The 24,046-nt window shown below is 63.4% G+C and carries 25 protein-coding genes; 21 read left to right on the top strand and 4 right to left on the bottom strand.

Annotated features, from left to right (window positions below; all coding sequences use genetic code 11):
- Position 1: 1 nt before the first annotated feature.
- The 18 genes from traD to GYA94_RS06495 all read left to right on the top strand — a co-directional run bounded on the left by traD (position 2) and on the right by GYA94_RS06495 (position 17,125).
- Positions 2–2,185: a type IV conjugative transfer system coupling protein TraD gene (gene traD / locus GYA94_RS06580; protein WP_161891990.1), complete on the top strand. Its 2,184-nt coding sequence runs from the start codon at positions 2–4 to the stop codon at positions 2,183–2,185.
- Positions 2,182–2,931, top strand: a complete 750-nt coding sequence (locus tag GYA94_RS06575) for a TIGR03747 family integrating conjugative element membrane protein (protein WP_008267465.1) — start codon at positions 2,182–2,184, stop codon at positions 2,929–2,931. Before traD ends, GYA94_RS06575 begins: the two co-directional genes overlap by 4 nt.
- A 98-nt stretch (positions 2,932–3,029) precedes the next feature.
- Positions 3,030–3,413 carry an integrative conjugative element protein, RAQPRD family gene (locus GYA94_RS06570; RefSeq protein WP_161891989.1) on the top strand — a complete coding sequence of 128 codons (384 nt, stop codon included), beginning with the start codon at positions 3,030–3,032 and terminating at the stop codon, positions 3,411–3,413.
- Positions 3,410–3,643: a TIGR03758 family integrating conjugative element protein gene (locus GYA94_RS06565; protein WP_008266807.1), complete on the top strand. Its 234-nt coding sequence runs from the start codon at positions 3,410–3,412 to the stop codon at positions 3,641–3,643. The genes GYA94_RS06570 and GYA94_RS06565 overlap by 4 nt, the downstream gene beginning before the upstream one ends.
- A gap of 16 nt (positions 3,644–3,659) precedes the next feature.
- Positions 3,660–4,019, top strand: a complete 360-nt coding sequence (locus GYA94_RS06560; protein ID WP_022579862.1) for a TIGR03745 family integrating conjugative element membrane protein — start codon at positions 3,660–3,662, stop codon at positions 4,017–4,019.
- 13 nt (positions 4,020–4,032) lie between these two features.
- Positions 4,033–4,443, top strand: coding sequence for a TIGR03750 family conjugal transfer protein (locus GYA94_RS06555; protein WP_033940520.1), 411 nt, complete (start codon positions 4,033–4,035; stop codon positions 4,441–4,443).
- Positions 4,440–5,132: a PFL_4703 family integrating conjugative element protein gene (locus tag GYA94_RS06550; protein ID WP_008267835.1), complete on the top strand. Its 693-nt coding sequence runs from the start codon at positions 4,440–4,442 to the stop codon at positions 5,130–5,132. Before GYA94_RS06555 ends, GYA94_RS06550 begins: the two co-directional genes overlap by 4 nt.
- Before the next feature lie 5 nt (positions 5,133–5,137).
- A complete protein-coding gene (locus GYA94_RS06545) occupies positions 5,138–6,055 on the top strand; it encodes a TIGR03749 family integrating conjugative element protein (RefSeq protein ID WP_161892001.1) in 918 nt (305 codons plus the stop codon).
- On the top strand, positions 6,045–7,454 hold the full coding sequence (locus GYA94_RS06540) for a TIGR03752 family integrating conjugative element protein (RefSeq protein WP_161891988.1): 1,410 nt from the start codon (positions 6,045–6,047) through the stop codon (positions 7,452–7,454). The genes GYA94_RS06545 and GYA94_RS06540 overlap by 11 nt, the downstream gene beginning before the upstream one ends.
- On the top strand, positions 7,435–7,884 hold the full coding sequence (locus GYA94_RS06535) for a TIGR03751 family conjugal transfer lipoprotein (protein ID WP_008265628.1): 450 nt from the start codon (positions 7,435–7,437) through the stop codon (positions 7,882–7,884). The genes GYA94_RS06540 and GYA94_RS06535 overlap by 20 nt, the downstream gene beginning before the upstream one ends.
- The gene (locus GYA94_RS06530; RefSeq protein WP_014603597.1) at positions 7,884–10,793 is read left to right on the top strand and encodes a conjugative transfer ATPase; all 2,910 of its coding nucleotides are present in this window, start codon (positions 7,884–7,886) and stop codon (positions 10,791–10,793) included. The genes GYA94_RS06535 and GYA94_RS06530 overlap by 1 nt, the downstream gene beginning before the upstream one ends.
- A 15-nt stretch (positions 10,794–10,808) precedes the next feature.
- Positions 10,809–11,573, top strand: a complete 765-nt coding sequence (locus GYA94_RS06525; protein ID WP_014596091.1) for a DsbA family protein — start codon at positions 10,809–10,811, stop codon at positions 11,571–11,573.
- 178 nt (positions 11,574–11,751) lie between these two features.
- Positions 11,752–12,246, top strand: coding sequence for a RadC family protein (gene radC, locus GYA94_RS06520; RefSeq protein WP_012205990.1), 495 nt, complete (start codon positions 11,752–11,754; stop codon positions 12,244–12,246).
- 164 nt (positions 12,247–12,410) lie between these two features.
- Positions 12,411–12,857, top strand: a complete 447-nt coding sequence (locus tag GYA94_RS06515) for a TIGR03757 family integrating conjugative element protein (protein WP_008266034.1) — start codon at positions 12,411–12,413, stop codon at positions 12,855–12,857.
- Positions 12,854–13,801, top strand: coding sequence for a TIGR03756 family integrating conjugative element protein (locus tag GYA94_RS06510; RefSeq protein ID WP_161891987.1), 948 nt, complete (start codon positions 12,854–12,856; stop codon positions 13,799–13,801). Before GYA94_RS06515 ends, GYA94_RS06510 begins: the two co-directional genes overlap by 4 nt.
- Before the next feature lie 10 nt (positions 13,802–13,811).
- On the top strand, positions 13,812–15,218 hold the full coding sequence (locus GYA94_RS06505) for an integrating conjugative element protein (protein ID WP_008266424.1): 1,407 nt from the start codon (positions 13,812–13,814) through the stop codon (positions 15,216–15,218).
- The gene (locus GYA94_RS06500; protein ID WP_008264618.1) at positions 15,215–15,586 is read left to right on the top strand and encodes a hypothetical protein; all 372 of its coding nucleotides are present in this window, start codon (positions 15,215–15,217) and stop codon (positions 15,584–15,586) included. Before GYA94_RS06505 ends, GYA94_RS06500 begins: the two co-directional genes overlap by 4 nt.
- Before the next feature lie 15 nt (positions 15,587–15,601).
- Positions 15,602–17,125: a conjugal transfer protein TraG N-terminal domain-containing protein gene (locus GYA94_RS06495; RefSeq protein ID WP_008266205.1), complete on the top strand. Its 1,524-nt coding sequence runs from the start codon at positions 15,602–15,604 to the stop codon at positions 17,123–17,125.
- Positions 17,126–17,131: 6 nt separating this feature from the next.
- Here the strand turns inward: GYA94_RS06495 and GYA94_RS06490 are convergent, their stop codons facing one another.
- From GYA94_RS06490 to GYA94_RS06480, 3 genes are read right to left on the bottom strand one after another with little or no spacing between them, the layout of a single operon-like run.
- On the bottom strand, positions 17,132–17,491 hold the full coding sequence (locus GYA94_RS06490) for a DUF3742 family protein (RefSeq protein ID WP_008264713.1): 360 nt from the start codon (positions 17,489–17,491) through the stop codon (positions 17,132–17,134).
- Positions 17,492–17,518: 27 nt separating this feature from the next.
- On the bottom strand, positions 17,519–17,977 hold the full coding sequence (locus tag GYA94_RS06485) for a type II toxin-antitoxin system YhaV family toxin (RefSeq protein ID WP_012205993.1): 459 nt from the start codon (positions 17,975–17,977) through the stop codon (positions 17,519–17,521).
- Positions 17,977–18,294, bottom strand: a complete 318-nt coding sequence (locus GYA94_RS06480; protein WP_008265574.1) for a type II toxin-antitoxin system PrlF family antitoxin — start codon at positions 18,292–18,294, stop codon at positions 17,977–17,979. The genes GYA94_RS06485 and GYA94_RS06480 overlap by 1 nt, the downstream gene beginning before the upstream one ends.
- A gap of 297 nt (positions 18,295–18,591) precedes the next feature.
- Here GYA94_RS06480 and mobH point away from each other — a divergent pair, with 297 nt between their 5' ends.
- Positions 18,592–20,448, top strand: a complete 1,857-nt coding sequence (mobH, locus tag GYA94_RS06475; protein ID WP_161891986.1) for a MobH family relaxase — start codon at positions 18,592–18,594, stop codon at positions 20,446–20,448.
- A gap of 30 nt (positions 20,449–20,478) precedes the next feature.
- Here mobH and GYA94_RS06470 read toward each other — a convergent pair whose 3' ends face one another.
- Complete coding sequence (locus GYA94_RS06470; RefSeq protein ID WP_255326901.1) at positions 20,479–22,137, bottom strand: S1 domain-containing protein; 1,659 nt, start codon at positions 22,135–22,137, stop codon at positions 20,479–20,481.
- A 342-nt stretch (positions 22,138–22,479) separates the two neighbouring features.
- Here GYA94_RS06470 and chrA point away from each other — a divergent pair, with 342 nt between their 5' ends.
- Complete coding sequence (chrA, locus tag GYA94_RS06465; RefSeq protein ID WP_032495638.1) at positions 22,480–23,685, top strand: chromate efflux transporter; 1,206 nt, start codon at positions 22,480–22,482, stop codon at positions 23,683–23,685.
- A gap of 10 nt (positions 23,686–23,695) precedes the next feature.
- Entirely contained in the window at positions 23,696–24,001 is a 306-nt protein-coding gene (locus GYA94_RS06460; RefSeq protein WP_038612200.1) for a PadR family transcriptional regulator, read from the top strand.
- Positions 24,002–24,046 lie beyond the last annotated feature (45 nt).

Below are 24,046 nucleotides of genomic sequence, written 5' to 3'. Positions count from 1 at the left end.
CATGTCGGGGAAACAGCCGGTCGAGGTTTTGCTGCGCCCAGCGGTGGAGTTCTATACCGTCGCGGCGTGTGCAGGCGCCGCGTTTCTGTCCCTGGTGGCCCCGTGGTCGCTCGCGCTGAGCCCCGCAATGGGCGTCGGCAGTGCGCTGGCGTTCTGCGCCTACGGTGCCATTCGCTACCGCGATGCCCGCGTCATCCTGCGCTACCGGCGTAACATTCGCCGCTTGCCGCGCTACGTGATGACCAGCAAGGACGTGCCGGTCAGCCAGCAGCGTCTGTTCGTCGGGCGGGGGTTTCTGTGGGAGCAGAAACACACCCATAGGCTGATGCAGACGTACCGACCGGAATTTCGCCGCTACGTCGAACCAACGCCGGCTTACCGGCTGGCGCGCAGGCTGGAGGAACGGCTGGAGTTCGCGCCGTTCCCGCTGTCCCGGCTGCCTGCGCTCACGGGCTGGGATGTGCCTTTCAACCCGGTGCGCCCGCTGCCGCCTGTGGGCGGCCTGCCGCGCCTGCACGGCATCGAACCCGATGAGGTGGACGTCAGCCTGCCGCTGGGTGAGCGCGTCGGGCATTCGCTGGTGCTGGGCACCACGCGCGTGGGCAAGACGCGGTTGGCCGAGTTGTTCGTGACCCAGGACATCCGGCGCAAGAACGCCGACGGCGAGCACGAGGTCGTCATCGTCATCGACCCCAAGGGCGACGCCGATCTTTTGAAACGGGTGTACGTCGAGGCCAAGCGTGCGGGCCGCGATGGCGAGTTCTATGTCTTCCATTTGGGCTGGCCGGACATTTCCGCGCGCTACAACGCCGTGGGCCGCTTTGGGCGCATCAGCGAGGTGGCCACCCGTGTTGCAGGGCAGCTCTCCGGCGAAGGCAACAGCGCGGCATTTCGCGAGTTTGCGTGGCGCTTCGTCAACATCATCGCCCGCGCCCTGGTGGAACTGGGGCAGCGCCCGGACTACATGCTGATCCAGCGCCATGTGATCAACATTGACGCGCTGTTCATCGAATATGCCCAGCACTACTTCGCCAAGACCGAGCCCAAGGCATGGGAGGTGATCGTCCAGATTGAGGCCAAGCTCAACGAGAAGAACATCCCGCGCAACATGATCGGGCGCGAAAAGCGCGTGGTGGCGCTGGAGCAGTACCTCTCGCAGGCGCGCAACTACGACCCGGTGCTCGACGGCCTGCGCTCGGCAGTGCGCTACGACAAGACCTACTTCGACAAGATCGTCGCATCGCTGCTGCCGCTGCTGGAGAAGCTCACCAGCGGCAAGATCGCCCAGCTTCTGGCTCCGAACTACTCCGACCTGGCCGACCCACGCCCGATCTTCGATTGGATGCAGGTGATCCGAAAGCGCGCCGTGGTCTATGTCGGCCTCGATGCGCTGTCCGATGCCGAGGTCGCTGCGGCGGTCGGCAATTCCATGTTCTCCGACTTGGTTTCGGTCGCCGGCCACATCTACAAGCACGGGATCGACGACGGCCTGCCGGGCGCATCGGCTGGTACGCGCGTGCCGATCAACGTCCATGCCGATGAGTTCAACGAGTTGATGGGCGACGAGTTCGTCCCGCTGATCAACAAGGGCGGCGGCGCTGGACTGCAAGTCACCGCGTACACGCAGACCCTCTCGGACATCGAGGCCCGCATCGGCAACCGCGCGAAGGCCGGTCAGGTGATCGGCAACTTCAACAACCTGTTCATGCTGCGCGTGCGCGAGACGGCTACCGCTGAATTGCTGACCCGGCAATTGCCGAAGGTCGAGGTCTATACGACCACCATCGTCAGCGGCGCGACCGACAACTCCGACATTCGTGGAGCGACAGACTTTACGTCAAACACCCAGGATCGCATCAGCATGTCCAGCGTGCCGATGATCGAGCCATCGCACGTCGTCGGCCTGCCCAAAGGCCAGTGCTTCGCGCTGCTGCAGGGTGGCCAGCTTTGGAAGGTTCGCATGCCGTTGCCCGCGCCAGACCCGGATGAAGTGATGCCGGCGGACTTGCAGCAACTGGCCGGACACATGCGCCAGAGCTACAGCGAGGCCACGCAGTGGTGGGAGTTCACCAGCTCCCCGGTCTTGCAGGACGCGGCCTTGCCGAACGACCTGCTCGATGAGGCGGCCATCGCCACACCCATCACCGACACGGGCGGCACGGCCAGCGAAGAGGCCGCGCCATGAGCGACGCCGCCTCGACTGCGCAGCGTGAGCAGAACCGTCGCCAGGGCCTGATCGTCGGCACCATTACCTTGCCGTTCCGGCTGCTCGGGGTGCTGGTCGGCTCGCTGCTGTTCTCTATCCTGATGGAGTGCATCGGCATGCACCTGTTCTGGAAGGATCAAGGCTGGCAGCACTCTCAGCAAATGTTGCAGTACGAGCTGGGGCACCTGTCCAACCACTTCACGCGCAGCGTAGTCGTGCAGGAGCCGGGGCGCACGGCGCATGAGTTGGTGGACACTGGCTACGAATGGGTGTTCGTGCGATCGGGGCTGCTGGAGCGCATGAGCCAGACCGCCGAGCGCGCCCGTGCGCCCAGCCAGGGGCAAGCGCGGAACTTCCGCTACTTCATCAGTCAGGTCTATGTCTGGACGGAGAGTTACTTGATCGCCGCAGCCTTCACGACGCTTACTTTCCTCGTGCGCCTGCTGGTCCTGGCGCTCACGCTGCCGCTGATCTTCACAGCAGCGTTTGTTGGTTTGATCGACGGCTTGGTGAGGCGTGACGTTCGCCGGTTCGGCGCGGGCCGCGAATCCGGCTTCATCTACCACCGAGCGAAAGCCAGTCTGATGCCGCTGGCCGTGCTGCCTTGGGTGACGTACCTGGCGCTACCGATCTCGGTGCATCCGCTGCTGATCCTGCTGCCCAGCGCCGGCTTGCTGGGGCTGGCCGTGAGCCTGACTGCAGGGAGCTTCAAGAAGTATCTCTAGGCCATCAATCCGGTCATCCGCAGGTTCTTATTGTTTGCGGCCTGATACGCCTCTGATCGCCACGATCAAGCCATTGCTGATCACACAGGAATGGCGCGATGTTGGCTCCGATCTGGCTGCGCGCCGCGTATCGCGGCGTGCCCACTTTTCTCGTGACTGCCCTGCTGCTGGGGCAGTCTTCGATGGCGTTGGCCGAATCCCCGGCACAGCGCCAGGAGCTGGTCGCTGCGCTGCGCCAGCTCGATGCGCTGGAGCGCACCGTCGCGGGCGGCGCTGCACAGGTTCCCATCCAGCCGGGCGAGCGCTATCACTTCGATTACCCGCAACTGCTGGCTGACCTGGCGCGCGTGCGCGCCGGCATCCAGGCCTATCTCACACCGTCGCGCGCCCAGCCGCGCGACCTTTTCGAACTGACTGGCGAGTACCGCACCGAGCGGGCCGCCCCGCCATCGCTGCCGACGACTGCGCAGGGCAGACCATGAACGGTGCCCAAGTCTCGGCATTTCAAGCCAACAGCGGCATCGCGCCGGCCGCGATGGCGACCGTCCTGGTCGGCGTCGTGTTCGCGGTTCTGCTCGTCTGGGGCGTCTGGGCCATCCGAACGGCCTACGTGGGGTGGGCCGAGAACCGCCTCAACCAACGCCAGTTCCTCGGCGTCTGCATCCGCTTCATCGCGATGTACCTCGTGCTGACCTTCTTCCTCCTCTCCTGACCTGAAGGGTTTGACCATGCAAAACCGCATCCTCTCTACTCGTTTTGCCCAACGCGCCGCTGTGGCGCTGGGTACCGTTGCGCTGCCCGCGCTGTCGTTCGCGCAAGGTCTGCCGCAATTGGAAAACCCGACCCGCGGCGCCGGCAGCGGCATCATGGACACGATCAGGAACTACGGCTACGACATCATCATGCTCGTGGCCCTCTTGGTGGTGGCGTCGATGTTTATTGGCGTGTGCTACCACGCCTACGGCACCTACGCGGAAATCCACACCGGCCGCAAGACCTGGGGCCAGTTCGGCCTCACGGTCGCCATCGGCGCTGTCCTGCTCGTGATCGGCATCTGGCTGCTCACCGAAGCCACCGGCATCCTGTAAGCGAGGACGGGCCATGTCCGAGCAACAGCATGTCCGTGCCGATGGGACGGTCACGTTCCTTCCACACCGGCTCAACAGGCACCCGGTGGTCGTGCGCGGCCTCACCGCCGACGAGTTGTGGATTTGCTGCGGCCTGTCCGGCGCTGCCGGCCTGGTGGTCGGCGTGCCGCTGTCCTGGGTGTTCCGCACGATTGCCATCGCGCCGACCTTTGTTGTCCTGGGCGTGGCCCTGGGCGTGTTCATCGGCGGCGGCATCCTGCGCCGCCTCAAGCGTGGGCGTCCCGACACCTGGCTGTACCGGCAGTTGCAGTGGCGCATCGCCACGCGCCATCCGCTGATGGCCGGCTGGGTGGGCGGCCATGTGTTGATCTCGCGCTCTGGCTTCTGGACTACCCGCAGGGGCACGCACGGGGACGCACGATGAGCCGTTTCAAGAACGAGATCACCCACCTGCAGGCGCACATCAAGACGCTTCGCCTGGGTGCTGGCGCGCTGGTCATCGTCGCCCTGGTCATGGGCGGAGGATGGTGGAGCGCACCGCGTGATCTGACTATCCACGTTCCGCCTGACCTGCGCTCCGGCAGTACCCGCAAGTGGTGGGAAGTACCGCCTGAATCGGTCTATGCGTTCACGTTCTACGTGTTCCAGACACTCAATCGCTGGCCCACAAATGGCGAAGAGGACTACCAGCGCAACCTCCATACGCTCTCGCCGTACCTCACCCCGTCCTGCCAGGCATTCCTCAAGGCGGACTACGACTATCGCCGCAGCACGGGCGAACTGCGCCAGCGGGTGCGCGGCATCTACGAAATCCCCGGCCGCAGTTATGGCGACAACCCCACGGCGCGCGTGCGTGTGATCTCCGACCGCGACTGGGTGGTGACGCTGGACATCAGCGCCGACGAGTACTACGGCGCCGAGCAGGTCAAGCGCGCCCTGGTGCGCTACCCCGTGAAGGTCGCACGGGTGGACGTCGATCCAGCACGCAACCCGTTCGGCCTGGTGCTCGACTGCTACGAGGGCACGCCCCAGCGCATCAGCGCACCGGAGCCGACGCGCCCGGTGCCTGGTGGCCTGACGCCGCAAGCGCCTCAAGGAGGTAATTCCCCATGAAGCCCATGAAGCATCCTGTGTTCGCGCTGCTGGGGCTGCTGGCCGTGGTCGCAGCACCTGTAGCCCATGCTGTGGAGATCCTGCGTTGGGAGCGCATGCCGCTGGCGGTGCCGTTGAAGGTCGGCCAGGAGCGCATCGTGTTCATCGACCGAAACGTCCGCGTGGGCGTGCCTGCGGGCGTCGGTGAGCGACTGCGCGTGCAGAGCGCAGGTGGCGCGATATACCTGCGTGCCAACGAGCCGATCGAGCCCACACGGCTGCAATTGCAGGACGCCGACACGGGCGCGTTGATCCTGCTCGACATTGCGGCGGAGCCGCCCAAGGACGGCGAGGCCGAGCTGGAACCGGTGCGCATCGTCGAGGGCAACAGCACACCAGCGCGCTATGGCGATCAGCCTGACAGTGTCGATGCGCCCCAGGCGCGCGCCCAGAATCAATCTGACACCCGTATGGCGCGACGCGAAACGCCAATTCCCGTCGTGCTGACACGCTTTGCCGCACAGAACCTCTACGCGCCGCTGCGCACCGTGGAAGCCTTGCCAGGCGTCATGCGGGTCAACCTGCGCCGCGACCTCGACCTCGGCACGCTGATGCCGACCTTGCCGGTGCGCGCTGTGGCGCTCGCGTCGTGGCGTCTGGAAGACCAGTGGGTCACTGCCGTGCGCCTGACCAACAACAGCAGCGACTGGATCAGCCTCGACCCGCGCGTGCTGCAAGGTGACTTTCTCACCGCCACCTTCCAGCACGAGGCGCTTGGCCCGCGCGGAACCCCCGAGGACACCACCGTCCTGTACCTGGTGACGCGCGGGCACGGCCTCGCGCAATCGCTGCTGCCGGCGATCCATCGCTTCGACCCCGCTGTGCATCTCCCGCAGCCCAAAGCAGCAGCCAGCGACGACAGGGAGGCCCGCCATGCGCAGTAACGGTCTCCTGAAGTGGCTGCTGATCCCCGTGGCCCTGCTGGTGCTGTTCGTCGCCATCCGGCTGTTCTCCGGTGGCGGTGCGTCGGCGCCGCCCACCGCAGATGGCAGCAGCAGGCTCACGCCGGAGGAAATGAAGGCGCTGGGCATCGAGGGCGATACCCCGCGCGACACCGTGGCGACGCTGGTTGCCCAGGTGAAGCAGTTGCGCACCGAGCTTCAGACCGCGCTGTCCGACAACAGGTCGCAGCGCGAGGAGAATCAGCGACTGCGCCAGCGCGAGGGCGCCATCGACCAGCGCATCAGTTCGGCCCTCGAATCCGAACGCTCCGACCTGCGCCGTGACCAGCAGCAGGCGGCCAGCACGCGCCAGCAGACCGAGGGGCTGCTCGCCGACCTGCAGCAGCGCCTGGACAGCATCGGCGGACGTGGCGGTGGCCATGCCGATTTGCCGGTGGGGCTGGGCCTACGTGACGGCGACGAGGCCGGCATGGAAGGCGGTATGCGCTGGGTGGAGCCCGACGACGCGAAACAAAGCGACGGGCGCGGCAGGTCGAATGGCGGCATAAGCTTCCCCACCAGCTTCGGTTCCGCACAGAGCACGCTGGAAACCACAGCGCAAACCGTGGCGAACGCGGGCGCACGCGCCGCTGGCGTCAAGAGCGCGACGCCCGTCTATACCGTGCCGACCAACTCGACGCTGATGGGGTCGGTGACAATGACGGCGCTGATTGGCCGCGTGCCGATCGACGGCACGGTGAACGATCCATACCCCTTCAAGGTCTTGGTCGGGCCTGACAATTTGACCGCGAACGGTATCGACATTCCCGATGTGGCCGGAGCCGTGTTCTCCGGCACCGCATCGGGCGACTGGACGCTCTCGTGCGTGCGCGGCCAGGTGCGCAGCATCACCTTCGTGTTCCATGACGGGACCATCCGCACCATTCCCGAGGATCGCGAGGGCAACCAGCAGAACAACCAACAACGTGACGGCCTGGGCTGGATCAGCGACCCGCACGGCATTCCCTGTGTCAGCGGCGAGCGGCGCAGCAATGCGCAGCAGTACCTTGGCACCCAGGCGCTGATCACGGCGGCTGGCGCTGGCGTGGCCTCACTCATCGAATCCGACAACGGCAGGGCGTCCTATGTCGGCGCCGACGGCTCCATCGGCAGCGTGGGCATCAGCGGCCAGGAGGCCGTGGGGCGGATTCTCGCCAGTGGCGTCCAGGACATGTCGAGCTGGGTCAACAAGCTCTACGGCCAGGCCTTCGCTGCCGTTTATGTGCAGCCCGGTGCCAAGGTCGCCGTCCACCTCGAAAAGCCGCTCGCCATCGACTTCGACCCAGAAGGCCGCAAGGTCGATCACCGCGCAGGAGACAGCCATGCTCTCGAACTTGAATAGCTGGGCTCAAGGCCTGGCGCTGGCCTTGGCCGTCGCGCTGCTCGGCGGCTGCGCCACCAGCAAGGAAAAGTTGCTGACCCACGGCGACAGCACGATGATGGACATCTGGCAACAGAACGCCGGTGACGGCGGCGGTGGCGCCGGCCAGGTGGCGCGCAGGCAGTTGCTCGATGTACGCCAGAGCCTGCGCAGGCCGCTGACCGAGATGGATGTGCAGGCCGCACCTGCCGAGCAGATGCGCTACACGCGCACGGCGCGCAACGAGGTCTATCGCCAGTTCCAGCGCCTGCCCAACCCCGACCTCGTGATGTACGTGTATCCCCATTTGGCGGGCACCGACCCGGTGCCGATTCCGGGCTATACGACCGTGTTCCCGCTGTACCAGCGCGTGCAGTACGCCATGCCAGGCGAGCGCGTGGAGGACTACTGATGCGCTGGAGACTCCCCTGGCCGAAGCTGGCCGCACCGAAGCTGGACGCGTCCGGCGCTGGCGCTGACGAGCAGCCGGACGGCTGGCAGCGCCACGTCGAGGCACTGCGCCAGGCCGGCATCCCCGAACCCGGCGCGACGGTGCAAGGCCGCAGGCCGGCGACCCTGGCAGACGAGCAGACGCTGTACGAGGTCGCGCCGTCGTTCGTGGAACTGTTGCCCTGGGTGGAGTTCCTGCCGCAGTCGAAAGCCATGTTGCTGGAAGACGGGCAATCAGTGGCGGCGTTCTACGAGCTGGTGCCGCTGGGCACCGAGGGCCGGGAACCCGGCTGGCTCGCGCAGGCCCGCGATGCCTTGGAAAACGCGCTGCAGGACAGTTTCGATGAACTGGACGAGAACCCCTGGGTGCTGCAGCTCTACGCTCAGGACGAGCCCAGTTTCGACCAGTACATGCAGACCCTGCGCGACTATGTGCAGCCGCGCGCCCGTGATACGGCGTTCACCGAGTTCTACCTGCGCTTTTTCGGTCACCACCTGCGCGCGGTAGCCAAGCCGGGCGGCCTGTTCGAGGACACGGTGGTCACGCGGCTGCGCTGGCGCGGCCAGACCCGACGCGTGCGCATGGTGGTCTATCGCCGCGTGACCGGCCAAGGGCAAAACAGCCGCCGCGGGCAGACGCCCGAGCAGATGCTCAATATCGTCTGCGACCGCCTGTGCGGCGGACTGGCGAACGCCGGCATTCAGGCCAGGCGCATGGTGGCTGCGGATGTTCACGACTGGCTGCTGCGCTGGTTCAACCCGCGTCCCACGTTGCTCGGGCCTGGGGCCGAAGACCGGGAGCGCTTCTATGCGCTGGCGCGCTACCCCGAAAGTACGGAGGCCGGCGAGGACGGCGAGATCGAACTGGCGAGCGGGCGGGATTTCAGCCAGCGGCTGTTCTTCGGCCAGCCGCGTTCCGACGTGGCGCACGGCACCTGGCATTTCGACGGCATGCCGCACCGCGTGCTGATCACCGACCGCCTGCGCATGCCGCCGGGCACGGGGCACCTGACCGGCGAAACCCGCAAAGGCGACGCCATCAACACGCTGTTCGACCAGATGCCCGAGGACACCACCCTTTGCCTGACGATGGTCGCCACGCCGCAGGATGTCCTTGAAGCGGACTTGAACCACCTGGCCAAGAAAGCGGTCGGCGAAACCCTGGCGTCGGAGCAGACGCTCAAGGACGTGCATGAAGCCCGCTCCCTGATCGGCAGCGCGCACAAGCTCTATCGCGGCACGCTGGCGTTCTACCTGCGCGGGCGCGATGAGACGGAACTGGATCGACGCGGCCTGGACCTGGCGAACGTCATGCTCAACGCTGGCTTGCAGCCGGTGCGCGAGGATGACGAGGTGGCCCCGCTGAACAGCTACCTGCGCTGGCTGCCGTGCTGCTACAACCCCGGTCAGGATCGGCGCAAGTGGTACACCCAACTGATGTTCGCCCAGCACGCGGCGAACCTCTCCCCCGTGTGGGGCCGCGCCCAGGGTACGGGGCACCCCGGCATCACGATGTTCAACCGCGGCGGCGGGCCGATCACCTTTGATCCGCTCAACCGCCTGGATCGGCAGATGAATGCCCACCTGTTTCTGTTCGGCCCGACGGGTTCGGGCAAGTCGGCGACCCTCAACAACCTCTTGAATCAGGTCACGGCGATCTACCGGCCACGGCTGTTCATTGTCGAGGCCGGCAACAGCTTCGGCTTGTTCAGCGATTTTGCCCGGCGCCTGGGCCTGACCGTGAACCGGGTCAAGCTCGCGCCGGGCTCGGGCGTTACCCTGGCGCCATTCGCGGATGCGCGGCGGCTGATCGAGACGCCCAGCGACGTGCAGACGCTCGATGCCGATGCGCTGGATGAAGACCTGCCACCCGATGCTGTGGCCATGGAGGCGGATGAGCAGCGCGACGTGCTGGGCGAATTGGAGATCACCGCGAGGCTGATGATCACCGGCGGCGAAGACAAGGAAGAAGCCCGGATGACGCGGGCCGACCGCTCACTGATCCGCCAGTGCATCCTCGATGCCGCAGAGCACTGCCACAGCAAGGATGACGAGAAGCGCACCGTGCTCACGCGCGATGTGCGCAACGCGCTGCGCACGCGCAGCCAGGACTCGACGCTGCCGGAAATGCGGCGTGTGCGACTGCTGGAGATGGCCGACGCCATGGACATGTTCTGCCAAGGCACGGACGGTGAAATGTTCGACCGTGACGGTTCGCCGTGGCCCGAAGCCGACATCACCCTGGTCGATCTGGCGACCTATGCCCGCGAGGGCTACAACGCTCAGCTCTCCATTGCCTACATCAGCCTGATCAGCACGGTGAACAACATCGCCGAGCGCGATCAGTACCTGGGCCGCCCGATCATCAACGTCACCGACGAAGGGCACATCATCACCAAGAACCAGCTGCTCGCCCCCTACGTGGTGAAGATCACCAAGATGTGGCGCAAGTTGGGGGCCTGGTTCTGGCTCGCCACACAAAACATCGACGACTTGCCGCGCGCCGCAGAGCCCATGCTCAACATGATCGAGTGGTGGATCTGTCTGTCGATGCCGCCCGATGAGGTGGAGAAGATCGCCCGGTTCCGCGAACTCTCGCCTGCGCAGAAGGCGCTGATGCTTTCGGCGCGCAAGGAAGCCGGGAAGTTCACCGAGGGCGTCATCCTCTCCAAGAGCCTGGAAGTGCTGTTTCGGGCCGTGCCACCGAGCCTCTATCTCGCGCTTGCGCAGACCGAACCCGAGGAGAAAGCCGAGCGTTACCAACTCATGCAACAGCACGGCATCAGTGAACTCGACGCGGCCTTCAAGGTGGCCGAGAAGATCGACCAGGCGCGCGGCATCGAGTCGCCGGCCTTGGGCCTGCCGCAATAGCCGCCGGAGACTGCCGTGAAACCGAAACATCCTTCCATTCCGATGCCAGTCCAGGCGCTCCGCCATCGGCGCTCGCGCAAGCGCTGGCCCTGGTTCTTGGCCGCTGGATTGATCGCGCTGCTGCTGATCTGGCTCGTGTCCCGCGCACCCAGCGAACCCGCGTCGTTGGCTCCCGCGCCGGTCAGTACCGCGCAGGTGGCCGGGCCGCCCTGGCAAATGGGCAACGCGCAGGGCCGGTTCACGCTGACGCTCTATGCCGACCTCGAATGTCCGTTCTGCCGGGAGTACTTTCCGCAACTCAAACGCTGGGTGGGCGCCAACGCGGACGTAGCCCTGCAATGGCAGCACCAGCCGCTGGCCGCGCACGAACCGGCCGCCTCTGCCGAGGCACGCCTGGCCGAGTGCGCCGCCGAAAGTGGCGGGCATGTGGCCTTTTGGCAGGCCATTGAATGGGTCTATGCGCACACGCGCAGTGACGGCCTGGGCTTGCCCGAGGGCCTGCGCTATCCCGGCCTAAACCCAGCCGTCGAGCAGTGTTTGGCCAGCGAGCGGCCCGAAACGTTGATTCGCGCTCAGGCCGAGGAAGCCACCAAGGGCGGCGTGACCGCGACGCCATCCCTGCGACTACACGATCGCCAGACCAGCCAGGCGATCCTGCTGCAGGGGCCTATCGAAGGCGATGCACTGCTGTCGGCCATGGACATGCTGGCAGCTGAGGATTCGGTCGTTTCACCCACTACGGAAATGCCTGCCGACGTCGTCGGCGACATGCCCAGGTAGCCCGCGGTCATTGAGGCTACGGCGCAGCACGCTGCGCTGACCGCTACCCGTTCGCCCCGCATCCTGGCCGCGAACGATCACCGCTGCTGCGGTGATGGATGCACCTTGTTCCATTCCCTGGAGGGCCTGCCCTCCAGGGGCATGTGCGCCCTCCGATTTCCCTGCCTGGAGGTTCGCCATGTCTGTCGTCATCAATGACTCCTGCCTGGAGTCGCTTTCCGATATTTCTGTTCAGAACGAGGACTGGATCGTCCAGCAAGCCATCGTGTTGCTGGAGCGACGGGTTTTCAAAGCAGGGCCACGTCTTGAACGGCCCGCTGCGGTCAGGGACTACCTTCGCTTGAAGCTGGTCGCCGAGCCCAATGAGATATTCGTCGTCGTGTTCATGAACAGCATGCACGACGTGCTGGCCGTGGAGCCGATGTTCCATGGAACGATCAATGCGACCTCGGTTTATCCGCGTGTCGTGCTGCAACGCGCTTTGCAACTGAACGCCGCTGCGGTCATCTTCGCCCATCAGCACCCCTCGGGCACCACCGAGCCATCCAATGCGGATCGCTTGCTGACCGAGCAGTTGAAGACGGCCTTGGCGCTTATCGACGTGCGGGTACTTGACCATTTCGTGATTGGTCAGGGCACACCGTACTCGTTCGCCGAGTCTGGTCTTTTGTAGGAAGGCCCGTGGTTCACTGATCACAGCGGGGGCTTCGGCCTCCGCTTTTTTCCATGCGGCAGCACCGAACAGGTATGCGGGGTGCCCGCGATGCGCATTGTTTGTTGGGGCGGCAGCGGGTTCGCGTTCGACTATGGCTCTGATCAACTTCCAGGGCACGCGACATGCCAGCATCTTTATTCCGCTTCGCATCCGGCTGGCGAACCCTTGGCCTGGCCGTTGCACTGCCGGCATCCTTGGCCGTTTTCAGCCCAGCCACCTTCGCCGCCGATGTGGTGGTCGTCACCGACAGCCGCCACCCGGTCAAGACCATGGGTGGCGAGCGGTTGATCGAGTTGGATGAAGGCCCGCGCATCGAAGCCGAGCTTTCCGCACAGCTGCCCGCCGATCCTGAGCAGGCCACGGCCATCGTCAAGCGCCGTCTGAACAACGGCGGTGCCGACCTCCAGCGCCGCATTGCTTCCGCATACCAGGGCGTCGCCGACGCATGGAGCCTGGGCGTCACCAGCATCCCGGCGGTCGTGGTGGATCAGCGTTACGTGGTCTATGGCGAGCCGGACGTGGCCCGTGCCGTCGCGCGCATCGAGCAACACCGGAGGCCGCAGCCATGACCCGACCCTTCGAGCGGATGCGCCGCCTGCGTGCTGGCGTGGTCTCAGTGCTGCTGCTCAGCGCCACGGGCAGCTACGCCCTCAACACCGCAACCATCGTTGGCTCAGTGGCATCGCCGGACTGCCTCGAATACCGCGTCGTCGGCATCTGCTACTGGCTCTACTGCACCTGGACGGGCTGCACGGTGCGCACATCCATCAAGGTCCGCCACTACATCCCCGATGCGGTCGTCTCCAGCTACAGCAACACCGGCGAGAACCCTTGGGTCGAAGTCCGGGCGATGAGCGCGCCCAACCCATCCGCGCAGGCCGGCGGGGACGGCACCACCAACGAAGACCACGAAAACAATCTCGCCAAGTTCAAGAACGCGGACGTCATCGGCCATCCCGGCGTCGAGGTGTTCAACCAGTTCGTCTCATCGTCGGGCTACTTCTGCGAGGGCGCGGGCACGGCGTTCATGCCGTATCTGCTCAGCACCCTGGACACACTGGCCTGGCGCTACAACGTGCCGGAGATGGCCTACCCGGAGGCACTAATTCCGGGCAGGCGCGAGGTCGGCGCGCGCACCACGATGAACCTGTGGGGCAACGTCTATCCGCGCGGCGGCTTCCTGCACCAGGCCGACGACCACAAGGCCGGCGCCGTGGTGGCCCAGCGCGCCGGCGATGTCGTCACGCGCCGTGGGCAGATTCACGTCTATCAGCCGCTGCTCGCCAACTCGCGGCCCGGTTACTGGCCTGCCGGCGCGCTGATGGAAGGCGATGCCTCGACGGGCAAGTGGCAGGAACTCACGCCCGTCCTGTCCTCGTCCTGCACGGTGTTCCCGCGCAGCGGCTTCCTGCCCCAGGCGCAGCAGGGCGATTACGCCTGGGCGCTGTGGCGGCCCTATGCGTGCTGCGAACGTCGCGGCCAGGTATTCCTCGGCAGCGTCGATTTCCAATGAGGGTACGGCGATGAAGCGTCCTGAACTGACAAACCTCTCCACCAAGGCGTGCCGCCTGCTGCGTCCCACGGTATTGGCTGGGCTGCTGGCTGGCGCACTCGTTCTTGGCGGCGGCCTGGCGTGGGCGCAGGCCGGATTTCAGACCGGCGGCTCCGTGATCGGCGACGAAGTGATGTATTCGATTGGCGGCGGCAGCGCGGTGTCCATGGGCCGCGCGGCCGGCATGCGCTCGATCGGCGTTGGCGTGGGCTGGAACAGCAACCTGATCTGCGGCGACATGAGCATCCAGACCACGCTGCGCAACCAGCTCAACGGCGTCACCAACGGCTTTCAGCAGATCATGAGCAACGTGATCCAGAGCGCCACCAGCGCGGTGGCATCGCTGCCTGCGCTGATCATCCAGCGCGCCGATCCCGGCCTGTACAACCTGCTGACCAACGGCGTGCTGCAGGCGCGCCTGGATTTCGACCGCTCCAAGCTGACCTGCCGTGCCATGGCCGAGAAGATGGCCGACACGGCGGGCGGACAACTCGGCTGGAGCCAGATGGCCGAAGGCATGGCACTGCGCGATGCGGTGTCGAGCACGGATGCCGTGTCGGCAATTGAACAGGCGGAGACGCGCCGCGGCAACGACGGCGTGCCTTGGGTGGGTGGTAGCAATGCGGGCGGCGCAGGCCAGTCGGCCATCCGCGTGGTCGGCGACGTCACCCGCGCAGGCTACAACCTGGTCAACGGCCGCAGCGTGACCGACACATCGTCCATCGCTGCCGCCAGTTGCGCGAGTCTGTCTTGCCAGACCTGGACCTCGCCACAGCAGGCGACCGAATGGGCCACACGGGTTCTCGGCGAACAGGTGCAGCGCACTTGCGATGCCTGCACCAAGACCGAAACGGTGCCCGGCGTCGGGCTGACGCCGCTGATCCAGGAGGAGTACGAGGCAAAGCTGGAAGCCTTGCAGGAACTGGTCTCGGGAACGCGCAACACCACCTTCGAGAACCTGCGTGCGGCTGGCAGCACCTCGCTGCCCATCACACGCGGCGTCATCGAGGCGCTGCGCGACGAGCCGGATCAAGACCTGCTGGCGCGGCGCCTGGCCTCGGAGGTCGCGCTGGCGTCGGTGCTGGAGAAGGCATTGCTGCTCCAGCGCACCCTGCTGACCGGCAAGAAGGAGCCCAACGTCGCGGCGAACCAGTTGGCGGTCGAGGCCGTGAACCACGAGAGCGACACGCTCGACCAGGAAATCCGCAACCTCAAGACCGAGCTGGAGCTGCGCCGCGAGCTGGCGAACAACTCCCCCATGGCCATCATCCAGCGCCACGGCACGCGCGCGGCTGGCTCGCGTGGCATCTACGAAGGCGATCCCATTCCCGACCGCCTTGACCGGCTCCAGAAGGGCAATCCGGGAGGCAACCCATGAACCCGACGCGCGCCAGTTGGCTGCGCCCGCGCTGGCTGCTGAATCGGCGCGCGGCGAAGGCATTGCTGTGGACGGTGGTGCTCGTCGCCGCTGCCGTGGGCGCCAACATCGTCGGCATTTTTCTCGTCGGCAGCATTGACAACTGGGAGCGCTGGCTGACGGCCACGGCGGGCTACTTCCTGGTGTGGCGGCTGTGCCTGTATGGCGCAACCGCCTACGGCTGGGTCTGGATGCGTCGCCGGCTGCTGGCGCGTGAGGCCCAACGCGGGGCGGATAGGCAGGCGCGGCGGCGACTGCTGCGCAGCGAGATCGCTGGCGTCGCCGCCATTGTGGCGCTGGAAGCCAGCCTGTTGCTGCAGGCCGCTTGAGGGGAGATCGGGGTCATGACGCTTTTCACCACCGACTACTTGGAGTACTACCTGACGCTGGTGTCGTGGATCGTCCATAACGGCATCTGGGCCGTGCTGGTGGCGAGCGGTGTATTCGCGTTGCCTTTCATTGCCATCATCGTGCAGGAGTGGCTGAAGGCCCGCGCGGAAGGCGCCGACGAAGGCAACAAGGGCGTGCTCTCGGCTGCGCGCATCGAGAACCGGGTCTTCGTCGCCATCGTGGTGGTGATGTTCGCCGGCATCCCATTCATCGACGTGGATCTCAACACCATCCGCTACGACAGCTCGCGCTCGGCCCAATGCCAGGTCAGCGTGCCGCAGCCCACCGATACCGGCTGGTCGCAGTCCTTCAGCACTATCAACAACCAGTCGGCGAAGGTGCCCGTCTGGTGGGCCTTTATGCACACACTCTCGCGAGCAGTGACCGGTGCCTCTGTGGCGGCGATTCCCTGCGGCACCGACTTGCGGCAGATGCGCATGGAGATCGACGCGACCCGCATCGACAACCCGGTGCTGGCTCAGGAAGTGGCGGATTTCTCGCGCGACTGCTACGGACCGGCGCGCGCCAAACTCTTCATGCAGCGCCCGAACCTCGATGAGGCGCAGATGCACGACGTGACCTGGATCGGCTCGCGCTTCTTCACTGACACGGGCGGCTACTACGACACCTACCGCTCCAGCACACCACGCGATGACTGGCCTTACGACAGCAACCGTGATGCTGGGCTTGCGCAGGTGGCCAGCGGTGGCGGCTATCCGTCCTGCAGGCAGTGGTGGGCCGATGGCAGCAATGGCCTGCGTGCACGCCTGCTGGGGCAGGTAAACCCAAGCCTGCTGAATCGCCTGGCGGGCTGGGCCGGATTCCTGACCCGTGCCGATGTGGACGACTCGGTGATCCGCACCATCGCCTCGCCGAGGCAGCAGAAACTGAACCAGGGCAGCGTCTATACGGACTACGGTGGTCAGATCGACAAGACCCTGCCGAACATCGTAACGCGGGCCACGGGCGACGTCGGCATGGCTTTCGGCGCGATTGCCGCGTTTCCCGCCATGGACGTGGTGCGCCAGGCGCTGCCTATGGTGCTCGCCTTGCTCAAGATGGCGCTGGTCATCTGCATCCCGCTGGTGCTGGTCGTGGGCACCTACGACCTGAAGACCGTCGTTACCGTGAGCGTCGTGCAGTTCGCGCTATTCTTCGTCGATTTCTGGTTCCAGCTCGCGCGCTGGATCGACAGCACCATCCTCGATGCGCTCTACGGCTGGGGCTTCGGCTGGAACCGGCCACACAGCAACTTCGACCCGCTGGTGGGGCTGAACAACGCCTTTGGCGACATGCTCCTGATGTTCGTCACGGGAACGATGTTTATTGTGCTGCCTACGTTCTGGATCATGGCCCTGGCTTGGGCGGGCGTTCGCGCCGGTAACGTCTTACAAGGCCTGGCTGGAGCTACCGGAGATGCCAAGGCCGCTGGCGGAAAGGGAGGAAGTACCGCAATCAGCGCGGTGCCGAAGAAGTGAGCACAGCTAATCGTCCTGGACATGAGGGTCAATGCGAAAACCATCGTAGGTGTACAGGCCGAATCCGGCAGGCCCGTTTCGCCATTCTGGTTCGGGCAGTTCATCGTTCAAGTCGGCATTGCGCGCCATCCAGGCAACCACCATGACGAACACCAGTAGCAGCGCCATCCAGAAGACTGCATAGAACAGCAATCCCAGCACAACCAGCTTGACCGTCCACAGCAGCACGGTGGCACCTGCCATCGGCACGCCCTTGGATACCAACCAGTTCGACGCCCGCCGTTCGCCACGCGCATAGGCGCGCCACCCACGGCCAAAGCTGCGGCCGAGGCGTTCTGCGGTGCTGATGCGGGTCGTCGTGCTCATGGTCGTCACCTGCTACATGTGAAATCGCTACTCCAGTTTGCTCCAATCCTGCTTGCTTGCCTGTACCAATGCGCTCCATTCGTCCGGCGGGTTCCCGCGCCCGAGCATCTTCTCGAACACGGCATACGGGTCTGATTTGCTTCCCGAAGACCGCAGAGTCTGCTCATCGTTGACCCAGGCGTACACGATGACTTTGGCCTTCGAGTCGTAGCGGAAGAACAGTCGGTATCGCCTTCCGAGCTTGGCCCGCCGCCAGTGGCGATAGGCCGATCCCATGGTGTTGCCCTGGCGGTATTCGTCGCGCGCCGGATCACTCGGCACCACGTCTTGCATCAACTGGACCAAGGCCCGGAAGAACTTGACGTTGGCGTTCGATCCGAACCCTTCCGGGTCGTTCTCTTGGGCGCGCAGCACGGCCGCGCGCAGCTTCATCATCTGCTCGATCAGGTTGTCGTGGAACAGCAGTGACCAGCCATGCTGTTGCATCAGATCTCCACGTCCTCATCGAAATCATCGCCCAGGTCCACCTTGTGCCCAGCGTGCTCCAGCATGGTGCGAGCCAGATCCTCGGGCAGGCCACGCACATTTCGGCCCGCTTCAATGTCGCGGGCCAGCAGGGTCAGAAACGCGGCAATGGCAGGGTCCTCGTGCTCGGCATCAGCGCGGGTCACGACGACTTCGCCGCCGCGCAGGTCGAACGCAACTTTGCCGCCCGTATCCACCCCCAGCGCCTGCCGGATGGACTTGGGCAGCGTGATCTGGCCTTTGGAGGTCAGCGTGGCAACTTCGTGAATGGCAGGCATGGTGGCTCTCCTGATTGCGATACCCGCACGGTAAGGAAATTCCCTTACTTTGTCAATCTGAGGTCTCACGGCGTTCTCCCGAGTCCAAGAATCGGTCCATCGTAAGGCGTAAACAGCCAGCCTTCCTGCATCAATCCGGCCTGCCGCAACTCGTATTGGAGGTGGACGGCCGGCACCCGTCGCCCTATACCCAAAGGCTGTAAAGGGCCGAAATGGCAAGGGAATGGGGTGCAAGGGGAAAGGCCCTACCCGAAAAGGCGAAAAGGCCGCCCGCTTGCCCGCCACCAGGACACCCACATGCTCTCTCTGTTCCAGCGGAAACGGCCTCCGGTCGCTGCCGCTCCGTCGCCAGCACCCGTCACCGATCTCCCGAAAGGGCTGCTGCAACCGGAATCGGCCGCATCGCTGCTGGCGACACCGCGCCGGCAGAAGCTGCTGGAACACATCTGGCAGCGAACCTCGCTCTCGCGCAGGCAATTCGCCACCCTGTACCGCACGCCCCTGGAACGCTACGCCGAGCTGGTCCAGGCCTTCCCGGCCTCCGAGGCGCATCACCATGCCTACCCGGGAGGCATGCTCGACCACGGTCTCGAAATCGTCGCCTACAGCCTGAAGCTGCGGCAGTCCCATCTGCTGCCCATTGGCGCCAGTCCTGAGGACCAAGCGGCGCAGGAGGAAGCCTGGACCGCTGCAGTTGCCTATGCCGCGCTACTGCACGACGTCGGCAAGATCGCTGTCGATCTGCACGTCGAGCTAGCCGACGGCAATACCTGGCATCCGTGGCACGGCCCGCTGCGTCAACCATACCGCTTCCGCTACCGTGACGATCGCGAGTACCGGCTCCACAGCGCCGCGACAGGCTTGCTCTACCGGCAACTGCTTGACCGTGAAGTCCTGGATTGGCTCAGCTGCTATCCGTCGCTGTGGGCACCGCTGCTCTACGTCCTGGCCGGGCAGTACGAGCACGCTGGCGTGCTGGGCGAATTGGTGGTGCAGGCCGACCGTGCTTCCGTGGCCCAGGAACTGGGCGGCGACCCCACACGCGCCATGGCCGCGCCCAAGCACGCGCTGCAACGCAAGCTGCTGGAAGGGCTGCGTTACCTGCTCAAGGAGGAGCTGAAGCTGAACCAGCCCGAAGCCTCCGATGGCTGGCTCACCGATGGCGCGCTTTGGCTGGTGAGCAAGACAGTTTCCGACAAGCTGCGCGCGCACCTGCTGTCGCAGGGCGTTGACGGTATCCCGGCAAACAACACCGCCGTGTTCAACGTGCTGCAGGATCACGGCATGTTGCAGCCCACGCCGGACGGCAAAGCGATCTGGCGCGCTACCGTGACCAGTTCCACCGGCTGGACCCACTTGTTTACGTTGCTACGGCTGGCACCCGCGCTGATCTGGGAATCTGGTGAGCGACCAGCGCCCTTTGCCGGGACGGTGACGACCGACGCGGCACTGGCGGGCGAAGCTGCCGAGGCAGCGGCCACGCTTTCTGCGGACGGCGCAGCGTCCGCCTCCGAGAACCAAAACGCTCCGCCAGCGGAAGGTAGTGGCATCGTCTCGGCCTCTCCACCCAAGGCCGAGGCCAGCCCCGACGTCATGGCGGACATGCTGGCGATGGTGGGAATGGGGGATTCGTCAACCACCGAGCAGGATGTGGAAACCGCCCCGGACGAAGTACCCGCAGCTCTCCCCGATGCGACCCAGCCGCCCTTGGCCGCCGCTGCGCCTTCGTCACCGGCCTTCACGTCCTCGGCGACACAGCCATCCGGCGAGCACTTCATGGCGTGGCTGAAACATGGCATCGCCACGCGGCGGCTCATCATCAACGATGCGAAAGCGCTGGTGCATACCGTGAGCGACACCGCCTACCTGGTCAGCCCTGGCGTGTTCCAGCGCTATGCGCAGGAACACCCGCAGGTAGGCAAACTGGCCAAACAGGAGAACCTGCAGGATTGGCAGTGGGTGCAGAAGCGCTTCGAGCGACTGCAATTGCATCGCAAGCAACCAAGTGGCCTGAACATCTGGACTTGCGAAGTCACAGGCGCCAGAAAATCGAGGAAGCTACATGGCTATTTACTTATCAAACCAGAAATGGTTTTCGAATTTACGCCTCCAAATAACCCATATCTATTTTCAATGAAATTTCCCGGCCTATGAAGATCAAGATATGAAAATCATCTATCAAAATTAAATGGTCTCATCAGTATTTCCATCAGAAACACTAGATATGTGAATAGCGTTCGCACCATCGTCACCAGTGAGGTACAGGCGCAGCGCGTAGAGCAGATCGGGGGTGCGGTCGCCTGAGGGTTTCTGGATGTTGATTTTCACACGGGAGAAGAGCTTGATGTTGGACAGTGTGACAATTTCTGTCACTCGCTCGATTTTCTTGGCCAATTCCTTGGTGATTTTTTGATGCGGCTGAAGGAGAATCTTGATTTCGGGGGTGGATGATGCACGGGTGCGAAGCAGGCCGAGCAGAAGTTCAAGCGGTTCTGTCGTGGCGCGAATCCAGTTGCGAGCAGTCCACTCGTCTTTCCGGGGCGGATATTGCTTGATGTTGAGCATGATGTTCAGAGCATTCAGAATGGACTGCAAGTTGGCGAGGCTGAATTTCTCAACAAACTGCTGCTCTCGCCAGATGGCATAGGCCAAAATACTGAGCGCGTCATTTGACGGATTCGCAACGAGCTGGGATAGCAAATCTTTCTGCCATTGCTGCGAAACATCACCAAGCGCGAAGCCGACGGCTCGCAGGTCACGAATTTTCTGACCCTCAACCTGCCCGGTTATCCACTGAACGCAATTTTCAGGCGCATCCTTGTGCATACAGGCCATTAGAAATCGAATTTCATTCTTTACTTGCTCAGGAATGCCACTCTCGTTCAGCAGGGCAACGAGGTGTTCTCCTCTGGCCTTTATTGCGTCGGCAAACCCTTTCGGACATTCACGGTCTCCAGTCGAGCGCCCATCGCGCCAAACCTGAATGACAGGAAAGTAAAGTCTCTTGCGTATACTGGCAACCAGATTTTTTGCTGATTCTTCGTCAAAGTTTTTCAGACGCACTTCATCTTTGTATCTCGGCCCTGCCACTTTCCAGCCAGAGAATTTCCCATCGCGCTCCTGAAGCTCGAATGAAATTTCTGCCCCCTCAGTGAAGTCGGCGTAGCTCAGTTCATGAACAAAACTGTTCTGATGAATGAATACAGACTCATCGGTGGATTTACATGTAGCAAAGGTAAACTGCCCGCCTATTTTGTCGGTCAGCCACTTTCTGTTTACCGTGCCAGTCGTCCTCTGTTTGGGGCGGATGTAAAAATCACGGTCAAGCTGTTCAATTGCCCTTTCCACCCAGTCCAACAGATCAGAGGTTTTATTACTGTCTTGCTTCGGAAACCGCTGCAACTCCGCCCAAGTCATTGGCTGCGGATATTCCGGCGCAGGGGCATCGGTGATTTCTTCCGTGCGTCGCCAGGTAGCGCGGATGGGTGGGAAAGATTTGTCGCGCGGTGTGAAGACGAGTTTATAGGGATCATCCGCGCCGTACTCAAAGGTCAGGTTCAACCCGCAGTCAACCTTGTTTTCCAATGGGAAGGCGGGTGAATCGAGACGAGCAGAGAAACCGAAGTCGTCACCCTTATCGCCGACATAGAGCGGAAACGAGTAATGCGGCCTGCCAGCGGGCAGTGTGAAGAATTCATCAACCGGGATGGTGACGGGTTTACCCCGAATGGGTTTGACTGTCGTTCCGCGCAAAACCAGGTGGAATCGTTGCTGATGTCCATCCTTCATCACTTTGACTGAAAGCTCAGGAATCTGGTCGCGCCAAAGTGGAATATCAGCCACCTGTTGTTGTAAAGCATGTAGGGGAGCCCGCAGAATTCGGAAAAAATCGTACGCTAAGCTCTGAATCCCAGTCTGGGGAGTAGCGGAACAGGAAATGCACTTAAGCCAACTCCCTGTTTCGTGACCTGTGGGCATGATTAGGCCAGTGGGTTCTGAAAAGGGCAGCTCAGAAAACGGAAAATAAAGCACTCTAAGGCGTAAGTAAGCGTGCTCTTGTTAAAGCCAAAGCTAGAACTAACTGCATAGAACGCATCGAGGCATTTTCTATGTTTAATAAGCGGGTTTCGTTATCGAATTTCGATTATTGTGATTCAACCTGACGCAAATCATGAAGGCGAAAGCATGACCACCCCCCCTCCCAATGACAGCAGACCATGGTCGGTCTTTCTTATTTTTCTGCGACTTGGATTGACCTCTTTCGGCGGCCCCATCGCGCATTTGGGCTATTTCCGCGCCGAATTCGTCACACGGCGGCGCTGGCTCTCTGAACGGAGCTATGCTGACTTGGTCGCGCTTTGTCAGTTCTTGCCAGGGCCTGCAAGCAGCCAGGTCGGCATAGCGGTAGGACTGTCTCGGGCTGGATACGGCGGGGCGCTGGCTGCTTGGGCTGGCTTCACGCTGCCGTCTGCCATAGCCTTGATCCTTTTCGCGCTCGGCATCTCCAGCTATGGCGATTACGTCTCGCAGGGCGCGTTGCATGGATTAAAAGTGGTTGCTGTTGCCGTGGTCGCTCAAGCGGTATGGGGCATGGCGCGCAACCTATGCACGGATGGGTTGCGAGTCACCATCATGGCAATTGCTACCTGTGTCGTTTTACTTGTGCCGTCCGCATGGGGGCAGGTCGGCGTAATTGCTATCGCAGGCATCGCAGGCCGGTTATTGTTCAAGCCAGCGCAAATTATTGAGCACGGCCCACTACCTATCACGGTCAGTCATCGGGCGGGCGCGTTCTGGCTCTCGCTGTTCTTTGTCTTGCTGATTGGTCTGCCGGTGTTGGCCAAACTAATGCCAAGTCAAACCATGGAAATGGTGGATTCCTTCTATCGTGTCGGATCACTGGTGTTCGGCGGTGGTCACGTTGTGCTGCCATTGCTGCAAGCCGAAGTCGTGCCCTCAGGCTGGGTGAGCAATGAATCCTTCCTCGCCGGGTACGGGGCAGCTCAAGCGGTACCCGGCCCCTTGTTCACATTCGCCGCGTTCCTTGGTGCCTCGATGAACACGGCCCCGTCGGGCTGGATCGGTGGCCTTGTGTGCCTACTGGCTATCTTCGCACCCTCGTTCTTACTGGTCGTCGGGGCAATGCCATTTTGGGAGCGCCTGCGCCGCAATACGGGCACCCAAGCCGCGCTGGCCGGGATCAATGCCGCTGTAGTTGGCCTGCTGCTCGCAGCCCTCTATCACCCTGTATGGACTAGCGCAATTTTTCAGCCGCAAGACTTCGGCTTGGCATTAATCGCCCTTGTCGCACTTATGTTCTGGAAGCTCCCGCCGTGGCTGGTTGTCGTCAGCAGCGGTGCAGCGGGGTGGCTGTTGAGTGTCGCGCTGTGAGGCACGAAAAATGACTGACCAAGACCTCTACGGCGGTTTGATCCGCCTGCACATCCTTCACCATGCAGCCGAGGAACCCGTCTTTGGACTGGGGATCATCGAAGAGCTACGCCGTCACGGCTACGAGATGAGTGCCGGCACGGTGTACCCGATGCTGCACGGCCTGGAAAAAAAAGACTATCTGACCTCACGTCACGAACGCACGGGGCGACGTGAACGGCGTGTTTATGTAATTACTGAACAGGGCAGAACTGCACTTGCTGATGCGAAAACAAAGGTCAAGGAGCTGTTCGGGGAGTTGATAGAAGGAGATTGAGCTTTTTACATGTCAGGTTGAGCTATACCCTAACTTGGCGTCAGA

It is taken from the genome of Pseudomonas juntendi, assembly GCF_009932375.1.
GTDB classification, from domain to species: Bacteria; Pseudomonadota; Gammaproteobacteria; order Pseudomonadales; family Pseudomonadaceae; genus Aquipseudomonas; species Aquipseudomonas juntendi.
The sequence above is the reverse complement of the archived record's forward strand: the minus strand, read 5'-3'. Positions and strand labels throughout refer to the sequence as shown.

Excerpts from the sequence above, each read along its gene's own strand:
- GYA94_RS06510 (WP_161891987.1), top strand. The coding sequence starts at position 12,854 with ATGACCCGACCCTTCGAGCGGATGCGCCGCCTGCGTGCTGGCGTGGTC.
- GYA94_RS06530 (WP_014603597.1), top strand. The coding sequence starts at position 7,884 with ATGCGCTGGAGACTCCCCTGGCCGAAGCTGGCCGCACCGAAGCTGGAC.
- radC (WP_012205990.1), top strand. The coding sequence starts at position 11,752 with ATGTCTGTCGTCATCAATGACTCCTGCCTGGAGTCGCTTTCCGATATT.
- GYA94_RS06560 (WP_022579862.1), top strand. The coding sequence starts at position 3,660 with ATGCAAAACCGCATCCTCTCTACTCGTTTTGCCCAACGCGCCGCTGTG.
- GYA94_RS06485 (WP_012205993.1), bottom strand. The coding sequence starts at position 17,977 with ATGCAACAGCATGGCTGGTCACTGCTGTTCCACGACAACCTGATCGAG.
- GYA94_RS06535 (WP_008265628.1), top strand. The coding sequence starts at position 7,435 with ATGCTCTCGAACTTGAATAGCTGGGCTCAAGGCCTGGCGCTGGCCTTG.
- GYA94_RS06555 (WP_033940520.1), top strand. The coding sequence starts at position 4,033 with ATGTCCGAGCAACAGCATGTCCGTGCCGATGGGACGGTCACGTTCCTT.
- GYA94_RS06505 (WP_008266424.1), top strand. The coding sequence starts at position 13,812 with ATGAAGCGTCCTGAACTGACAAACCTCTCCACCAAGGCGTGCCGCCTG.
- GYA94_RS06495 (WP_008266205.1), top strand. The coding sequence starts at position 15,602 with ATGACGCTTTTCACCACCGACTACTTGGAGTACTACCTGACGCTGGTG.
- GYA94_RS06540 (WP_161891988.1), top strand. The coding sequence starts at position 6,045 with ATGCGCAGTAACGGTCTCCTGAAGTGGCTGCTGATCCCCGTGGCCCTG.
- GYA94_RS06500 (WP_008264618.1), top strand. The coding sequence starts at position 15,215 with ATGAACCCGACGCGCGCCAGTTGGCTGCGCCCGCGCTGGCTGCTGAAT.
- chrA (WP_032495638.1), top strand. The coding sequence starts at position 22,480 with ATGACCACCCCCCCTCCCAATGACAGCAGACCATGGTCGGTCTTTCTT.
- mobH (WP_161891986.1), top strand. The coding sequence starts at position 18,592 with ATGCTCTCTCTGTTCCAGCGGAAACGGCCTCCGGTCGCTGCCGCTCCG.
- GYA94_RS06515 (WP_008266034.1), top strand. The coding sequence starts at position 12,411 with ATGCCAGCATCTTTATTCCGCTTCGCATCCGGCTGGCGAACCCTTGGC.
- GYA94_RS06550 (WP_008267835.1), top strand. The coding sequence starts at position 4,440 with ATGAGCCGTTTCAAGAACGAGATCACCCACCTGCAGGCGCACATCAAG.
- GYA94_RS06490 (WP_008264713.1), bottom strand. The coding sequence starts at position 17,491 with ATGAGCACGACGACCCGCATCAGCACCGCAGAACGCCTCGGCCGCAGC.
- GYA94_RS06460 (WP_038612200.1), top strand. The coding sequence starts at position 23,696 with ATGACTGACCAAGACCTCTACGGCGGTTTGATCCGCCTGCACATCCTT.
- traD (WP_161891990.1), top strand. The coding sequence starts at position 2 with ATGTCGGGGAAACAGCCGGTCGAGGTTTTGCTGCGCCCAGCGGTGGAG.
- GYA94_RS06565 (WP_008266807.1), top strand. The coding sequence starts at position 3,410 with ATGAACGGTGCCCAAGTCTCGGCATTTCAAGCCAACAGCGGCATCGCG.
- GYA94_RS06570 (WP_161891989.1), top strand. The coding sequence starts at position 3,030 with ATGTTGGCTCCGATCTGGCTGCGCGCCGCGTATCGCGGCGTGCCCACT.
- GYA94_RS06575 (WP_008267465.1), top strand. The coding sequence starts at position 2,182 with ATGAGCGACGCCGCCTCGACTGCGCAGCGTGAGCAGAACCGTCGCCAG.
- GYA94_RS06545 (WP_161892001.1), top strand. The coding sequence starts at position 5,138 with ATGAAGCATCCTGTGTTCGCGCTGCTGGGGCTGCTGGCCGTGGTCGCA.
- GYA94_RS06480 (WP_008265574.1), bottom strand. The coding sequence starts at position 18,294 with ATGCCTGCCATTCACGAAGTTGCCACGCTGACCTCCAAAGGCCAGATC.